General features: G+C 64.5%; 15 protein-coding genes. 13 read left to right on the forward strand and 2 right to left on the reverse strand.

Features of this window, described 5'->3' with window-relative positions; all coding sequences use genetic code 11:
• Window positions 1-101 precede the first annotated feature (101 nt).
• Entirely contained in the window at window positions 102-575 is a 474-nt protein-coding gene (moaC, locus tag PSV38_RS11355) for a cyclic pyranopterin monophosphate synthase MoaC (RefSeq protein ID WP_300547493.1), read from the reverse strand.
• A 112-nt stretch (window positions 576-687) separates the two neighbouring features.
• Here moaC and PSV38_RS11360 point away from each other — a divergent pair, with 112 nt between their 5' ends.
• The 12 genes from PSV38_RS11360 to PSV38_RS11415 all read left to right on the forward strand — a co-directional run bounded on the left by PSV38_RS11360 (window position 688) and on the right by PSV38_RS11415 (window position 14,395).
• Window positions 688-2,364 (forward strand): M48 family metalloprotease, encoded by a 1,677-nt coding sequence (locus tag PSV38_RS11360; protein WP_300547495.1) that lies wholly within the window; start codon window positions 688-690, stop codon window positions 2,362-2,364.
• 130 nt (window positions 2,365-2,494) lie between these two features.
• Window positions 2,495-2,695: a hypothetical protein gene (locus PSV38_RS11365; RefSeq protein WP_300547496.1), complete on the forward strand. Its 201-nt coding sequence runs from the start codon at window positions 2,495-2,497 to the stop codon at window positions 2,693-2,695.
• 134 nt (window positions 2,696-2,829) lie between these two features.
• Window positions 2,830-3,468 (forward strand): PEP-CTERM sorting domain-containing protein, encoded by a 639-nt coding sequence (locus tag PSV38_RS11370; RefSeq protein WP_300547498.1) that lies wholly within the window; start codon window positions 2,830-2,832, stop codon window positions 3,466-3,468.
• Between the two features lie 79 nt (window positions 3,469-3,547).
• Window positions 3,548-5,767 carry a TonB-dependent receptor gene (locus PSV38_RS11375; RefSeq protein WP_300547500.1) on the forward strand — a complete coding sequence of 740 codons (2,220 nt, stop codon included), beginning with the start codon at window positions 3,548-3,550 and terminating at the stop codon, window positions 5,765-5,767.
• A gap of 38 nt (window positions 5,768-5,805) precedes the next feature.
• A complete protein-coding gene (locus PSV38_RS11380) occupies window positions 5,806-6,906 on the forward strand; it encodes a ChuX/HutX family heme-like substrate-binding protein (protein ID WP_300547502.1) in 1,101 nt (366 codons plus the stop codon).
• A 224-nt stretch (window positions 6,907-7,130) separates the two neighbouring features.
• On the forward strand, window positions 7,131-9,407 hold the full coding sequence (locus tag PSV38_RS11385; RefSeq protein ID WP_300547504.1) for a TonB-dependent receptor: 2,277 nt from the start codon (window positions 7,131-7,133) through the stop codon (window positions 9,405-9,407).
• Window positions 9,408-9,438: 31 nt separating this feature from the next.
• Window positions 9,439-10,122 carry a Fe2+-dependent dioxygenase gene (locus tag PSV38_RS11390; protein ID WP_300547506.1) on the forward strand — a complete coding sequence of 228 codons (684 nt, stop codon included), beginning with the start codon at window positions 9,439-9,441 and terminating at the stop codon, window positions 10,120-10,122.
• Window positions 10,123-10,163: 41 nt separating this feature from the next.
• On the forward strand, window positions 10,164-10,436 hold the full coding sequence (locus tag PSV38_RS11395) for a PepSY domain-containing protein (protein WP_300547507.1): 273 nt from the start codon (window positions 10,164-10,166) through the stop codon (window positions 10,434-10,436).
• Window positions 10,433-10,969, forward strand: a complete 537-nt coding sequence (locus PSV38_RS11400; RefSeq protein ID WP_300547508.1) for a cytochrome b/b6 domain-containing protein — start codon at window positions 10,433-10,435, stop codon at window positions 10,967-10,969. The genes PSV38_RS11395 and PSV38_RS11400 overlap by 4 nt, the downstream gene beginning before the upstream one ends.
• 12 nt (window positions 10,970-10,981) lie before the next feature.
• Window positions 10,982-12,118 (forward strand): alpha-hydroxy acid oxidase, encoded by a 1,137-nt coding sequence (locus PSV38_RS11405; RefSeq protein WP_300547510.1) that lies wholly within the window; start codon window positions 10,982-10,984, stop codon window positions 12,116-12,118.
• Between the two features lie 133 nt (window positions 12,119-12,251).
• Window positions 12,252-13,790 (forward strand): alkaline phosphatase PhoX, encoded by a 1,539-nt coding sequence (locus PSV38_RS11410; RefSeq protein WP_300547511.1) that lies wholly within the window; start codon window positions 12,252-12,254, stop codon window positions 13,788-13,790.
• A gap of 29 nt (window positions 13,791-13,819) precedes the next feature.
• On the forward strand, window positions 13,820-14,395 hold the full coding sequence (locus PSV38_RS11415) for a PEP-CTERM sorting domain-containing protein (RefSeq protein WP_300547513.1): 576 nt from the start codon (window positions 13,820-13,822) through the stop codon (window positions 14,393-14,395).
• 14 nt (window positions 14,396-14,409) lie between these two features.
• Here PSV38_RS11415 and PSV38_RS11420 read toward each other — a convergent pair whose 3' ends face one another.
• On the reverse strand, window positions 14,410-15,675 hold the full coding sequence (locus tag PSV38_RS11420) for an NADH:flavin oxidoreductase/NADH oxidase family protein (protein WP_300547516.1): 1,266 nt from the start codon (window positions 15,673-15,675) through the stop codon (window positions 14,410-14,412).
• Between the two features lie 257 nt (window positions 15,676-15,932).
• On the opposite strand from PSV38_RS11420, the gene PSV38_RS11425 reads away from it, so the two are divergent.
• The gene (locus PSV38_RS11425; protein ID WP_300547518.1) at window positions 15,933-16,283 is read left to right on the forward strand and encodes an SWIB/MDM2 domain-containing protein; all 351 of its coding nucleotides are present in this window, start codon (window positions 15,933-15,935) and stop codon (window positions 16,281-16,283) included.
• The last annotated feature ends 57 nt before the right edge of the window (window positions 16,284-16,340 follow it).

Genomic DNA, 16,340 nt, shown 5'->3' on the forward strand with positions numbered 1-16,340 from the left:
CGAGCGCAGTCCGCCGCTACGCGGTGGACCGCCACCATAGGAGCCCCGCCCGCCTTCGACTCATCCCCGCCCCGCGCTGCCAGGACAAAACAACACGAGCATCACCGCTGCCAATGCCCGCTGCGCCCTCCCAGCTTTTCCACCAAGGCCACATCGGTCATGACCATGCCTCGGTCGGCCGCTTTACACATGTCATAAATGGTGAGCAGGCCCACCTGCACGGCGGTCAAGGCTTCCATCTCGACCCCCGTGGGGCCTACCGTTTGTGCCGTCACACGGCACAGCACAGCGGGCAGGTCCGGCTCCAGCTCGAACTCGACGGCGACTTTGGACAAGGGCAAAGGATGGCACAAGGGAATCAGGTCGGACGTGCGCTTGGCGCCCTGGATGGCTGCGATGCGTGCCACGCCCAGCACATCGCCCTTGCCGGCGCGGCCCTCGTTGATCAGGGCCAGCGTCTCGGCTTGCATCCGGATGCGGCCCTCGGCCACGGCGCGGCGCATGGTGGCAGGCTTGTCGGACACGTCCACCATGTGGGCTTGGCCTTGGGCGTCAAAATGGGTCAGTTCGGTCATGATGTCTGGGATGTAAAGATCACCCTGCACGCCGAACCTGCACAGAGGCTCGACACTCCAAGCGGTGACAGACACAGCATACTGCCCAGCGTGGCAAACCTCTTGCGCCTACATGCTTTTGAAAAAAACGCCTTCCGCCTCCTGCTTTGCAAAGCGCCCGCCGGCACGCCCCCAGGCCTGGCACACCGTGGCCCTGGCCATGTTGCTGGCTTGGCCGCTCGGCCTGAGCGCGGCTTCAACCAGCGACCTGGGCTTGCCACCGAGCAGTTCATCGCTGGCCCTGCCTTCCCTGGGTGACGCGGCCGCGCAAACCTTGTCGCCCATGGCAGAACGACGCCTGGGCGACCGCATCATGCGATCCATCCTGCCCGACCCGGATGTGATCGACGACCCGCTGATCCTGGAGTACGTGAACCAATCGTGGCAGGCCTTGCTGAGCAGCGCGCGCCAAAGAGGCGACTTGAACGCGGACATCGACTCGACCCACGCCTGGCGTCCATTCCTGGTGCGCGAGCGCAGCGTCAACGCCTTTGCGCTGCCGGGTGGCTACATCGGTGTGCACCTGGGCTTGCTGGCCATGACCACGACCCCGGACGAGTTGGCCTCGGTGCTGGCGCATGAGTTGTCGCACGTGACGCAGCGCCACATCGCCCGCATGATCAGCGAACAAAGCCGCCAGTCGTGGATCAGCATTGCCTCCATGATCCTGGGCGCATTGGCAGTCAGCCGCGCGCCGGCGGCGGCCCAGGCCTTGATGACGGGTGGGCAGGCCATCGCCATCCAGGGGCAGCTGAACTTTTCGCGCGACATGGAGCGCGAGGCCGACCGCGTGGGCTTTGGCGTGCTGAACGACGCGGGCTTTGCACCGATCGGCATGGCTCAGATGTTCGAGCACCTGCAACAGGCCTCGCGCCTGACCGACGACAACAGCTACCCCTATTTGCGCACCCACCCCTTGACGAGCGAACGCATTGGCGAAGCGCGTTCCAGGATGGGCCCCGATGGTTTGTTGCCGCCAGCCATCGACCGCAGCGATGCCCGTGAAATGCTGGTGGCGCAACACGCCTTGATGTCGGCCCGCAGCAGAGTCTTGATGGACCAGCGCAGCATCAGCCTGATCCCCTTGCTGAACCCGACCGCACCTAAAGGCTCATCCGCCCTGGAGGCCGTGGCCTTGCACTACACCTCCGCCGTGTCGGCTCAGCGCCTGAACGACCGGGCCCAGGTGGCCGCCTCCCTGAAGCTGGCCCGCACGGCGGCGATCAGCCTGCCCAAGGCTCAGCACGCGGCCGTGGAACGCATCCTGGCTTTGGAAGAGGCCGACACATTGGTCGATGCCCGCCAGGCCATGCAAGCTGCCGCAATCCTGTCCAACGCCGTGGCGCGGGGCCAGGGCACGGTGTCGCTGGATGCCCGACCCGAGTTGCTGTTGAACGCCCGCATTGCCCTCAACCTGCCCGACACGCGCGACAGCCGCGAAGCCTGGCAAGAGGCCGCCACGCGCCTGCAAACCCACGTCAGCGCCCAAGCGCAAGACGCCACCGCCTGGGGCCTGCTGGCCGCTTTGTGGCGGAACCTGGGCCAGCCTTTGCGCGCGGTGCGGGCCGAGGCCGAGGCCACCGCCGCCCTGGGTGACCTGCCCGGCGCCATCGACCGCATCGAAGGCGGCGCCAAGAATGTCCGCCACGCTTCGGCCGCCGATGCCATCGAGCTGTCGGTCATGCAATCACGCCTGCGTGTGTGGCGCCGTCAGCAACGCGACGACTTGGCCGAGGACGGGGCGCGCTGACACGACGTGATCAGGCCAAGCAACCCGACGGTGGTTGTGGTCAATTATTTGCGAATGAGAACTATTCGCAATACAATGAGCCCACTCGATCACGATCTGCTGATCTCACCCTTTGCCCGGAGTTGTCAACTTGGATTCGCCCACCGCTCTTGCCCTGCCGCCCCTTCAGACCAAATTGCTGGCCCTGTTGGACGAGGTGTTGGCGCACGACGGTTTCGGGTCGGTCCGCGTTGACGTGCGCCTGCTCAAGCGTGGCCAGAAAGAAGTGATCCTGGACTGCGGCAAGCAGCACCGGTTCGTCGTGGACATCCCCGTCCTGGCACCGCGCTGAGTTAGCCCAGAGCCCGGCGGCGCGAGGCCGTGGGCGATCTCGATTGCCATTCAAAACGCTGTCATCCCAAACCGTGTGTCGCCTTCGTGGGGAAGGGACTACCAGTCCCTTTCTTTTGACCAACGAGGTTTCACATGCACCACGCTTTTGCTTTCAAACGTCTCTTGTCCGCCGCCTTGCTGGCCGCGCCTTTGCTGGCCTCGGCCACCGGCGGCCAATGGGATTCGACCCTGCCCTCGGGCACGACGACCCTGGCCGAGTGGAACGTGATCAACAGCTACCCCAGCGACAGCACGCCTGACGTGGCTGGCGCCGGCACCCTGACCGAAACCACGGGCACCGCGTTCCTGACCAGCGGCGGCAACATCTACAGCTTCTCGGCCGCCACGGCCTTCACGGTGAGCACCGCCGCCCTGGGCGCTGGCAGCTGGGATGTCTACCTGCGGATTGGCGGCCTGGGCACCTCCGTCAAGGACCTCGCCTCGCTGAACGGCGTGGACGCCACCCGCAACATCGTCTTCACGGAAGGGCTGGGCGGCGCCTTTGGTGGCGCTGAAGAAGAAAGCCTGTGGAAATGGACCTTGACCGGTGGCAGCGCCCTGAACTTGGCCTTTGGTGCCACGGGCAGCAGCCTGAGCCTGGACCAGGTCGGCGTGTACGCGGTGGCCGCCACCACGGCCGTGCCTGAACCCGGCACCTGGGCCCTGATGGCGGCCGGCCTGGGCATGGTCGCCTTCATGAGCCGCCGCCGTCAAGGCCTGAACGCAGCCTGACCTGAGCAGGTTGGCTGACGACTCCCCGGGCCCCCGATTGAAAGGGGGCTCGGGGCCCGCGTGCCCATGAATGCTTGCCATGCCCTTGTTGTTGCATTTCTCGAGCTTGCGCTTTCCCAGAGGGGCGCTGTGGTGGTCGGTCGCCGCCCCATGGATGGCCCTCGCCCAGACCCCGCCTGCCGACCCCAGCCCGACCAGCGACACCCCGCTGCCCACCATCACCGTGCAAGGCACCGCCCCGATGACGCGCTCGCGAGAAAGCCAGCCCGACCCGACGCGCCCCATCACCACCGTGGGCCCGCAAACGCTCGATCGGCGCCAGCCCGACAACGTCTTCCAGTTGCTGGACGAGGTGCCCGGCGTGAGTGTGAATGGCGGCCCGCGCGCCAGCGGCATGAGCTTCAACATCCGCGGCTACACCGACCACGAAGACGTGGCCGTGAAGGTGGATGGCATCGCCAAGGGCTTTGAAAAATACCGCTTTGGTGGCACCTTCATCGAACCCGACCTGATCAAGTCCATCGAGGTGCGGCGCGGCGCCAGCATCGAAAACGCCGGCGCCTTGGGCGGCACCGTGTCGGCCACCACCAAGGATGGATCAGACCTGCTGCGACCCGGCCAGCGCTTGGGCGGGCGCGTGCGCGCCAGTTGGGCCAGCAACAACGACGAACGCCACAGCTTCACCGCCTTGTATGGCCTGGCCGGCGACAACGTGGATTGGCTGGCCGCGCACTCGCAACGCGCGGGCCGCGACCTGATGCTGCCCAGCGGCCAACGCCTGGACCTGTCGGCCACCGACGCAGACAGCAGCCTGCTCAAAGCCCGCTGGTTCCCCAACGATGAATGGCAGGTCACGGCTTCATACCTGCGCTTTGCCGACCAGGGCTTGCAGGCTTATGACGCGACCGCGGGCGTGCCTGGCAGCTTCGGCCAGGTGGTGCGGCGAATCAAGGACGACACCGTGTCTGTGCGAACCCAGTGGCAGGACGCCGAGCGCGCCAACCGCTGGCACTTGACGGTGGGGCAATCGCACACCCAAGTGAACGACCACATGGCCAAGGGCAAGTCCATCTTCTCGATGGCCTATGCCGTGGACGACGCCTTCCGCTACCAGAACAACACCGTTGACAGCCAAGGCACCTGGCGCCTGATGAAAGGCCCCGCCAGCCAGATGGACCTGCACCTGGGCCTGCAATGGGGGCAGCAGCAGCGCACCGTTCACCGGCTCATCGACAGCCCCAACACCGACACCCTCTACCCCGGCGGCTTCAATGGCGCGCAACCCCCAGGCCGCAAAGACACCCTGGGCGTGTACCTTCAGCCCGACTGGCGCTGGGGCCGACTGCAAGTGCTGCCCGGCCTGCGCTGGGACCAGGTGGGGGTGCAAGCGCAAGGCAAGACCGTGTTCGAGTTGAACCAGGCCGGGCAAGCATCGAGCGTGACTTACCAGCGCACGACGCCCAGCCTGCACCTGACCTTTGAACTGGTGCCACAACGCTGGACCGCCTTCACGCAATGGGGGCAGGCCTTCAGGCCACCACTCATCGACGAGGCGTTCACACAAGGCGGCTTCAGCCGGTGCGTGGATTCCTTGTTGCGAGGCTCGGGCAGCACCTTGCTGCCCGGCTACACCGATGCCAGCCAGGTCGGCCCCTCCTCCCGCATCTGCGGTGATCTGTACCAGCCCGAAACCTCGCGCAGCGTGGAGTGGGGCTTGAGCACGCGCCAAGCCCAGTTCATGGGCACCGGCTTCAAGCTCAAGCACAGCCTGAGCGCCAAGCTGACCTTCTTCCGCAACCGCACCGACCACCTGCTGGAGTCGATCCTGGCGCAATCGGGCGGCAGTGGCCTCATCGTGCAAGACGGCTGGGAGCGGCGCCACGGCACCGAGCTGGAAGCCGTGCTCGACATCGGCCCGGCCTTCTCCAGCCTGGCCGCCAGCCGCATCCAGGGCGATGCCTTCGATGGCCGCCAGGCCCGACCACTGACCACCGCCCCGGCCGACAGCCTGCATTGGAGCCTGGGCTGGCGCTGGAGCGCCGTCGAAGCCATGGTGCGTTGGCAGCACGTGCGCAGCCGCCTGACCATCGTCGACAACAGCAACACCCTCGGCACGCAAAGCGGCTACCACCTGCTGGGCATGAGCCTGCGCTGGAACGTGAACCCGCACCTGAACCTGAACCTCAGTGGCGACAACCTGCGCAACGACAGCTACCACCTGAGCAACGGCTTTGGTGGTGGCCTGGGCACTGAAGCACCGGGCCGCAATGTGCGCGTGGCCCTCACCGCCATCTATTGACCGATTCCTTCCTCACCACCCCTTGATGGAGCCTGACCATGATCACCGACACCTCCCATCTGACCTTGCTGCGCGAGCAGTTCGCCGCGCTGCGCGCCCAGGGCCTGCGCGCCCGCGATGCCGCGCGCCAACTCGACCTGAGCGAAGGTGACGTGATGGCCGCGCACGCCGCCAGCCAGATGCACCCCGACGTGGCCGAGCACAGCCTGTACACCACCATGCCGCTGGACTCGGACTGGGTCAACCTGCTGCAAGGCCTGGAGAACTGCGGCCCCGTCATGGCCCTGACGCGCAATGAAAGCGTGGTGCATGAGAAGGTGGGCGTGTACCGCAACGTCACGGCCACGGGCCTGATGGGCCTGGCCCTGGGCCCGGAGATCGACCTGCGCCTGTTCTTGTCCAAGTGGCACGCGGGCTTCCATGTGATCGAACACACCGCCAAGGGCGAGCAGCACAGCCTGCAGTTCTTCGATGCTCACGGCCGCGCGGTGCACAAGGTTCACGCCCGCCCCCGCACCGACCTCAACGCGCTTGAAGCCTTGGTGCAACGCCACGCGCGGCCTGAGGCACGGCCCGTGTTCATGCCCGGTTCGCCGATGCGCGCCACGATCCGCCCCGACGAGGCCATTGACGCGCTGGGCCTGGGCGACGCCTGGGCGGCGATGACCGACACGCACCAGCTCTTCTCGCTGCTACGCCAATTCGAAGTGGACCGCGCCCAAAGCTTTAGGCTCATGGAGGGCATCCACACGCGCCGCATCCCGCTGCTCAGCGTGCAGTGGTTGCTGGAAGCAGCCGCCAGCAGCGGCCTGCCGATCATGGTGTTCGCAGGCAACGAAGGTTGCCTGCAGATCCACACCGGCGCGGTGCACCGCATCGAGCTCATGGGCCCTTGGCTGAACGTGCTGGACGACGGCTTCAACCTGCACCTGCGGCACGACCACATTGCCGAAAGCTGGCTGGTCACCAAGCCCACCGAGGACGGCCCGGTGACCTCGGTGGAGTTGTTCGACGAGCAAGGTCAGCTCATCGCCATGTTCTTTGGCGAACGCAAACCAGGCAAGGCCGAACTGCCAGCCTGGCGTGCCCTGGCCCACCGGCTGGTGCGGGGCCCGGTGGTGCAGGCAGAGCCCGCGTGATACCGCCACGCCCTTTGATGCAACGCCGACCAGGGTCCGCATCAACCCCATGCGGGAGTGCGCGCAGCTTGTGCAGCCCTCGCTGACTGTTGTTCACAGACAACGCGAACTGGGCACCCCCGATTTCAGGGGCCTAAGGTAAAAACGAACAGTATTGCGAATTGTTATCATTCGCAAAGTTATTCACGATCTGGTTTTGCCTTTTATTTTTGGAGCAAGTTGTCATGTCTCGCCCTCGAACCAACCCCGCCTGTTCCCTGGGCGCCCTCGCCGCCGGTTTCGGCCTGAGCCTGATGGGCTCGTCTGCTTTGGCTCAGACTGCCGACAGTGGGGTCAAGCAAGTCGATGCGGCCTTGCCCGAAGTGACGGTGAAGGGTGCGGTCGATCGCACGCCCCCCTCCAAGAACGCCTACCAAGCCACTACCACCACCATCGGCAAAGGCAAGCAGGAACTGCGAGACATCCCGCAATCGGTCACCGTCGTCACGGAAAAGCTGATGCAGGACCGCAACCTCACCGACATCAAGGACGTGCTGCACACCACGGCCGGCGTCACCTTCCAGGCTGGCGAAACCGGCGAAGAAGACATTCGACTGCGCGGCTTCTCGCTGAGCCAGTCTGGGGACATCTACATCGATGGCCTGCGCGACCCCTCGCTGTACGAGCGCGACACCTTCAACAATGACCGCATCGAAGTCCTGCGCGGTTCGGCCTCCATGCTGTTTGGCCGAGGCTCCACAGGTGGCGTGGTCAACCAGGTCAGCAAGCAACCCTACCTGATGACCCAACATGAAGTGGAAGCCACGGTGGGCACCGGCACGATGCGCCGCTTGACTGGCGACTTCAACATCCAGACCAGTGACAGTTCAGCACTGCGCATCAACACCTTGGTGCACGATGCCGACAACTCAGGCGCCACCGTCTCCAAGCGCGGCATCGCCCCCACCTACCGCTGGGGCATGGGCACCGCTGACGAATTCACCGCCAGCCTGTACCACCTGCAATACGACAACAACCCGATCTACAACCACCCTTGGTTGCTGGTGAACGGCCGAATCAACGCCGTCCTGCCAGCCGATGCCTTCTACGGTCTGGCCAGCGACCACAACAAGGGCAATGTCACGTATGGCACCTTGAGCCACCAGCACAAGTTCTCCAGCGGTGGAGAACTCAAGACCACGCTGCGCCAAGGCTATTACAAGCGTGATCTGCTGGCCACCGCGGTCGGCTTCGGGACCACCAACGGAGCCGCCACAACGCTCGGCAACTTCAGCGATGCCACGATCATTCGGCGCAACAACGTCAACGCCACCACCGGCGTCATCACCCCCTCAAGCAAAGGACGGATGGCCGCCACGCGTGGAACTTTGCTGCAAAGCGACTACAACCAGACGTTCAAACTCGGCTCCATGACCGACAACTTGATCACAGGCGCGGACCTGTCTTGGGACCATGCGGCCCGGGCGAACAGATTTCCGAACACCACCGCCACGACACCGAACACCACCGTGGGTACGCCGGACAACGGCGACCGAGTTCGCGATCTGCGCGGGTCCGTGCCTTACGACCACTACACCGCCCGCAACCTGGGCGTGTACGTTCAAAACACGCTGGCCATCACGCCCGCGTTCAAGCTGATTGCCGGGCTGCGCAACGACCAGTTCAGTGCCTCCTACCACACCAGCACAGGTGCCAGCTTCGTTAGGGACGACAGCCTGTGGAGCGAGCGTCTGGGCGCCTTGTACCAACCCAGCGAGTCGACCTCTTTCCACGTCTCCTACGGCACGTCCTTCAACGTGTCTGGAGACACCTACCAGTTCGCCGTGCAAGGCCCAAACTCGAAGGACGCCAACACCGCACCCGAGAAAAGCCGCAACTTTGAAATCGGCTCCAAGCTGAACCTGCTGGACCAACGCTTGTCCCTCAACACCTCACTCTTCTATTCCGAGAAGTACAACGAACGCAACACCGACCCGGACAGCGCGTCCGCCCAGCAACTGCTGTCGGGGAAGCGCCATACGGCGGGTCTGGATCTGGACATCGCCGGCAGAATCACCAAGGACTGGGAGGCCTACCTCTCTTACACCTGGATGCCGGAAGCCAAAATCGACAAGAGCAATGTTGCTGCCCTTACTTGCAACACCACCGGCGGTGTGACCACCTGCAATCCCAACCCTGCTCAGCAGCAAGGTGACCGCCCCGGCCTGACCCCCAAGCACAGCGCCAGCCTGTGGAACACCTACCAGATCAACCCACAGTGGCGCGTCGGGGCTGGCTTGAACCACCGTGGTTCACAAAATCCGGAAGGCAACCGGGTCGCCAAGGCGCGCGACTTCACCACGGGCGACCTGATGGTCGAATACACCATCAACTGGCAAATGAGCGTGCGCCTGAACGTCAACAACGTGACCGACGAGTTGTATGCCGACGGCCTGTACCGGGGCTTCTACACACCCGGAGCGGCACGCAATGCCCAGTTGAGCTTCAAGGCCACGTTCTAAACTGCGGGCTCTGAAACCCGACTTCGCCACCATGCTGCTTCACATCCCAGATGTCCTGACACCTGACGAGTTGCGTGCCCTGCACGCCACCTTGGGTGAAGCCGCGTGGCGCGATGGTCGGGTCACGGCCGGCACGCAGGCGGCGCATGCCAAACGCAATGAGCAAGTAATTCCTGGCAGCGAACCGGCCAAGGCCGCGCAGGCCCTGGTCCTGCAAGCCCTGAACCGCCACGCCCTGTTTTTCTCGGCCACGCTGCCCAAGAAAACGTTCCCGCCGCAGTTCAATCGCTACAGCAACGACACCAACCGCTACGACGATCACGTCGATGGTGCGGTCATGCACTCCGCCACCAGCGGCGAAAGGGTTCGAACCGACGTCAGTTGCACCCTGTTCCTGTCCGAGCCCGCAGACTACGAGGGGGGCGAGCTGGTCATCAACGACACCTTCGGTGTTCAGACCGTCAAGCTGCCGGCAGGCCACCTGGTGATCTACCCCTCCAGCAGCGTGCACCGGGTCGAGCCCGTGACACGTGGCCAACGTGTGGCCAGCTTCTTCTGGGTCGAAAGCATGGTGCGCCGTGACGATCAACGCCGCCTGCTCTTCGACATGGACATGGACCTGCTGCGCCTTCGCACCCAGCACGGCGAGGACCCCTCGGTGGTCGGCTTGACCGGCCTGTACCATAATCTTTTGCGCATGTGGGCCGACACCTGAAGCCCGCAAGTTTGTTGAACAGCCAAACAGAAAGCCCACCCATGAAAGCATCCTTCATCCTCTCCCTGGCCTTGTTCGTGGCAGCCCCGACGCTGGTCCACGCTCACGGCGACTTCAAATGCAGTGAGCCCACTGCTGAGTGGAAGAAGCGTGACGAGTTGGTCAGCAAGCTTGAAAAAGAAGGTTGGAAGATCCGCAAGATCAAGGTCGACAACGGCTGCTACGAGGTCTATGGCTTTGACAAGCAAGGCAACAAGAAAGAGTCCTACTTCAATCCCAAGACCCTTGAGTTGATGGGCAACGTGGTGCAGTGATTCAAGTCTGGGACCGCCTCGTTCGCCTGCTTCACTGGACACTGGTGGCCGCCATCGCCACAGCATGGCTGAGCACCCTGGACCTGGGCATCGGTTGGACACACGAACGCGCTGGCTACGTGGCCGCAGCAGCGGTGTCGATTCGGTTGATGTGGGGTTGGGCGGGTCGCCAATATGCCCGCTTTGACCAGTTTGTGCGCCGTCCCTCGGTGGTGATGGCATACAGCCAGAAGCTGTGGCGCCACGTGGAACCCCGCCACATCGGGCACAACCCCTTGGGAGGCTGGATGGTGGTGGCCTTGCTGGCCTGCATCGCGGGCACCGCCTTCACAGGCTGGCTACAAACCACCGACCGCTATTGGGGTTCCGAGCCTTTGGAAATCGTGCACACCTGGATGGCCTGGGGCCTGCTGGGCCTCATCACCCTGCACCTGATCGGCATCATCTTCACCAGCCTGCGCCACCGCGAAAACCTGGTGCTGGCCATGATCACCGGGCGCAAATCACCGCCCCACGGCAATGACGTCGCCTGACGGCCTACCCCCATGAGCCCCATCCCTGAACTCGGCGCGATCCCCCCTGGCACAGTCAACCTGACCGACTACACGGCCCACGCGCGCGAACGGCTGGACGACCAGGCCTGGGCCTATTTCAGCGGCGGCGCCGCCGACGAACTCACCCTGCAGGCCAACCGCACTGCGTGGGATCAACTGCTGCTGCACCCGCGCGTGCTGCGTGCGTTAACTGGTGGCCACACTCGCCAAACCTTGCTGGGTCGCACGCTTGAACACCCCATCCTGCTGGCGCCCGTGGCCTTTCAGCGCATGGCCCACCCGGATGGCGAACTGGGCACCGCCTACGCCGCCGCCGCCCAAGGTGCCGGCTTGGTGTTGAGCACGCAAGCCAGCACCTCGCTCGAGCAAATCGCCCAAGCGATCCTGGGCGACCCCGGCCGTGGCCCCTTGTGGTTCCAGCTCTACCTTCAGCATGACCGGGCATTCACGCAGACCTTGGTTCAGCGCGCAGAAGCCGCAGGCTACGAAGCCTTGGTGCTCACCGTCGATGCCCCCGCCAGCGGCGCCCGCGACCGTGAACGGCGCGCTGGCTTCAAGCTGCCGCCCGGCATCTCCGCCGTCAATCTCGCGGGCCTGCCAGACCCACCACCGGTGTCCTTGTCCCTCGGACAAAGTGCCATGTTCGATGGCCTGCTCACCACGGCCCCCACCTGGTCCGACATCGCCTGGCTGCAAAGCATCACCCGCCTGCCCATCCTGCTCAAAGGCATCCTGCATGAAGACGATGCCCGGCAAGCGGCCCAGCTGGGCGTGGCGGGCCTGATCGTGTCCAACCACGGCGGCCGCACGCTGGACACGGCCATCCCCACCGCCTGGGCCTTGGCGCGCATTGCGCAAGCCGTGGGCGCCGACATGCCAGTGCTGGTCGACGGCGGCATCCGGCGTGGCACCGATGTGCTCAAGGCCCTCGCACTGGGCGCACATGCCGTGTTGATCGGCCGCCCTTACGTGCATGCGCTGGCCACCGCAGGCGCCTTGGGCGTGGCCCACGTCATCCGCTTGCTGCGTGACGAGCTGGAGATCGCCATGGCCCTCACCGGTTGCGCCACTTTGCAAGACATCACGCCCGCCGTCTTGTTTCATCCACGCCCCGGACTGACTGGCTAACACACGCGTTTGACACTGTCAGGTCAATGCCTGGCGCTGAAGCAAGGCATTTGGCGATGCGCCAGCGTTCACGCCATCGTCACACAGCGCAGGCAAATTTCGGTCCTTCAACTAACCCCCTTGAAGGACCCTCATGGACGCCCCAGAAGTCTCGTCGTCACGTCGCACCCTCCTCAAAGGTGGCTCAGCCGCCATCGCCGCCGCCTTTGGTGGCCCGATCGCCGCCTTGGCTTCGCGCGTGGCCGAGGCCTCCACCTCGGCCTGCATGGCGGCCACGTCCTCCGTCCTGCTCGACAGCCCCTACGGCGCGCTTGCCCCCGTCAATGACCTGACCACCGGCCTGCCCCTGATCCAACTGCCGCCAGGCTTCTCGTACAAATCGTACGGCTGGCGCGGCGACATGATGACCGACGGCCTGACCACGCCCACTGGCCACGACGGCATGGGCGTGGTCCGCGCCCGCAAGGTCGGCCGCAGCACCGAGATCGTGCTGATTCGCAATCATGAACTGAGCACCGGCAGCAGCGCCGCGTCCATCATTGGCGCCAGCCGCGCCGCCGTCGCCAAGTACGACACCGGCACCACCTCATCGGCCTACCAGTTGGGCGGCACCACCAACCTGGTCTGGCGCGATGGCAGCTGGGCAGAAAGCTACGCCTCCTTCGGCGGCACCAACCGCAACTGCGCAGGCGGCTCATCCACCTGGGGTTCATGGCTCACCAATGAAGAGATCCGCAGCAACGCGGTCAGCAGCACCGGCAAGAAGCACGGCTACATCTTCGAAGTGCCTGCCGACCCCAGCCTGACCGCCGCCAACCCCAACCCTCTGGTCGACATGGGCCGCATGGCGCACGAAGCCAGCGCCATCGATCCGCTGACCGGCTACTGGTACCTGACCGAAGACCAGGGCAACGCCAACACGCTGTACCGCTTCCGCCCCACCAACATCGCCGGTGGCCTGAACTCGCTGCACGCTGGCGGCACCTTGCAAGGCCTGAAGGTCAGAGGCCAGGCCAACGCCGACCTGCGCATGCCCACGCTGTGCCAGGAGTTCGACACCGAATGGGTGGACATCGCCAACCCCGACCTGGACGGCGCCACGTTGTCATCCGTCGTCGGCAGCGTGTCGGCCAGCGGCCCCTATCGCCAGGCCTATGCCAACGGCGCCGCCATCCTGGGCGCGGGTGAAGGCTGCTGGGTTGCCAACGGCACGGTGTTCTTCACCGACAAGCAAGTGTCGACCAGCCCCAGCCGCGCCGGCCGCATCTGGGCATTGGACCTGGCCAGCATGGTGCTCAAGGCCATCTTCGTCAGCAACGACCTGCAAGTGGGCAACTCGCCCGACAACATCTGCGTCAGCCCACGGGGCGGCCTCTTGTTCAACGAAGACGGCGGCACCAGTGGCCCCAACAGCGGCCCGGCCGTGACCGCTCAACGCCTGATGGCCTTGCACCCCAGTGGTGGCTCCTACATGTTCGCGGCCAACAACTACAACTTCACGGCAGCCCAACTGGCCGCAGCGGGCAAGCCCAATGCCCCCACAGGCAACCTGCGCAACACCGAGTGGTGCGGTTCTTGTTTCAGCCCGGATGGCCGCGTGCTGTTCGCCAACCTGCAATCGCCCGGCTTGACCGTGGCCATCACTGGCCCCTGGGCCAACGGCACGCTCTGACCCCCGACATCCCCTTAGGAGTACCTCTCATGAAAAAACTCATCGCCTCATTGGCCCTGTGCGGCCTGGCCAGCACACCCGCCTTCGCCGCCAACTTCATCGGCAGCACCAGCGCGGGTGCCAGCGTGGTCACGGACTACAGCGGCAGCGGCCTGATCTCGTTCGACCTGGACCTGAGCGACCTCGCACCAGTCTCGCTGAGCTACCAGATCACCGCTGACGACCTGCTGTCGGGCCTGGACTTCAACGCCATGCTGCGCAACCTCACGGGCACGGGCCTGAACGAAGTCCGCTTCAGCCTGAGCCTGGCCAGCTTCCAGACGCTGGGCACCGTGACCCGCAGCTTTGACCCCACGTACACCGTCGCCTCCAGCCTGGGTGGTCAACAGGCTTTGGTGAGCTTTGGCTCGCCCGAGTACTTGGACGTGGCCATCGGCAACCCCCTGGGCGTGAACGGCGCGCAGGACTGGGCCATCGACACCGGCAATCTGCAGGTCGGCGATGTGCTGACCGTGACGGCCGCCGTGCCGGAACCCGAAAGCTACGTGATGGCGTTGCTGGGCCTGGCCGCCCTGGGCGCCTTCGCTCGTCGCCGCAAGGCCTGATCGGCCGACAAGCCTCAGCTCGCCCGCAACTTCGTGGGCGAGCGTTTCTGGCGGCCCACGCCCGCTTGGGCCCAGGCGAACTTGGCGAACACCCACAATGCCGACTCACGCGGCTTGGGTGCTTCGCCCTTGCCAATGCGCTTGAGCTGCCCGGTGTACCAGGTCACCTCCAGCAAGCCCATCTTGTCGATGAATTTGATGCCGGTCTTGATCGGCTTGATCACATTGATGGCCTCATGCCCCGCCAGTAAACGTGTGGGCAAATCTGGCTCAACGGCCAGCACACGCGCCAAGCCCACCATGTCGACCGCCCCAGAGGTGATCGCTTCGGCCATGCCCTGTGAGGATCGGAATCCGCCCGTCACCACCAGCGGCGTTTTGACGGCCTGCCGCGCCTTCTCGGCAAAGGCCATGAAGTAGGCCTCGCGCTGTCGCGTGCTGTCTTTGGCCGGTGCCTGCTCGGCCTTGATCCCGGTCATGGCGGGCGCTTCATACGTGCCCCCCGACACCTCGATCAGATCAATGCCCGCCTCGGCCAGAGCGCGGATCGTGTCCAGCGATTCTTCTTCGGTGAAACCACCGCGTTGAAAATCAGCCGAGTTCAGCTTGATGCCGATCGGAAAGTCAGGGCCCACATGCTCGCGCATGGAGCGGAACACCGCCAGCACAAAACGGCGGCGCTTCTCGGCCGTGCCGCCCCACTCATCGGTTCGGCGGTTGTGGTGCGGTGACAAGAACTGGCTGACCAGGTAACCATGCGCCCCGTGGATCTGCACGCCAGAGAACCCGGCCTGCTTGACGACGCCCGCAGCCCGCCCATAACGCTCCACCAGGGCATGGATCTCGGCATCGCTCAGCTCGCGCGGCGTGGCGAAGAAGGCCTTCATGTCGGGCCTGAACGGCACGGCCGATGGCGAGACGGTTTCCTTGTTCAGGCCTTTGGGCGATTGCTTGCCAGGATGGTTGAGCTGCACCCAGCACTGCGTGCCGTTGCGCGTGGCGGCTTGTGCCCAGGCCTTGAGCTGCGCCAGATCACGGTCATCCTCAATGACGACATTGCCCGGTTCGCCTAAGGCACGCCGGTCGACCATCACATTGCCGGTGACGCACAAGCCCACACCGCCATCGGCCCAGGCCTGGTACAGGCGCACCAACTCGGGCGTGGGGGCTCGTTCACGATTGCCCAAGGCTTCGGACATCGCCGATTTGAAGAGGCGGTTCTTGATCACCACGCCATTGGGCAGCGTGAACGGTTGAGCCAAAACGGCTTGAGGCGTCATCGAAATTACTCCTGGAAACACCGCGAAAGACGCGATTGAACACCGAAACTGAAATGTCTGCAGCGCGTGCGAGCCCGCACGCCCGGCTCCAATGCACATTTCATTGACGTTGAAGGGCCACAAACATTCATAAACACTGTTTTTCAGAGGGAAGTGGCATTACCATCGCAGGCGCAATACCCTTGAGGAACACATGCGCAAGAAGCACGTGCCCGAGGCAAGGCATCAGATCTGACCCTAGATTGGAGTGAATTCACATGGCAACTGCGAAGAAAGTCCCGGCCAAGAAGGCTGCGGCAACTGAGAAAGTCCCGGCAAAGAAGGCTGCACCCGCAGCCAAGAAGGTCGCTGTCAAGCGCACCCCAAATGCCGCCTTCATGAAGGCTCTCACACCGAGCCCGGCCCTGGCCGCGATCATTGGCGCTGAGCCACTGCCGCGTACGGAAGTCACCAAGAAGGTTTGGGAATACATCAAGAAGCACAACCTGCAAGATGCCGCCAACAAGCGCAACATCAATGCAGACGACAAGCTGAAGGTGATCTTCAAGAAGGCGCAAGTCTCGATGTTCGAGATGACCAAGCTCATCAGCGATCAACTGCTGAAGTGAGCCTGAGCCTGGCGGGCTGACGAGCCCGCTTCGCCCCTTGATTGAAAAGCCCGGCCG

The sequence above is a fragment of the Aquabacterium sp. genome (assembly GCF_029946005.1).
Lineage (GTDB): Bacteria > Pseudomonadota > Gammaproteobacteria > Burkholderiales > Burkholderiaceae_C > Aquabacterium.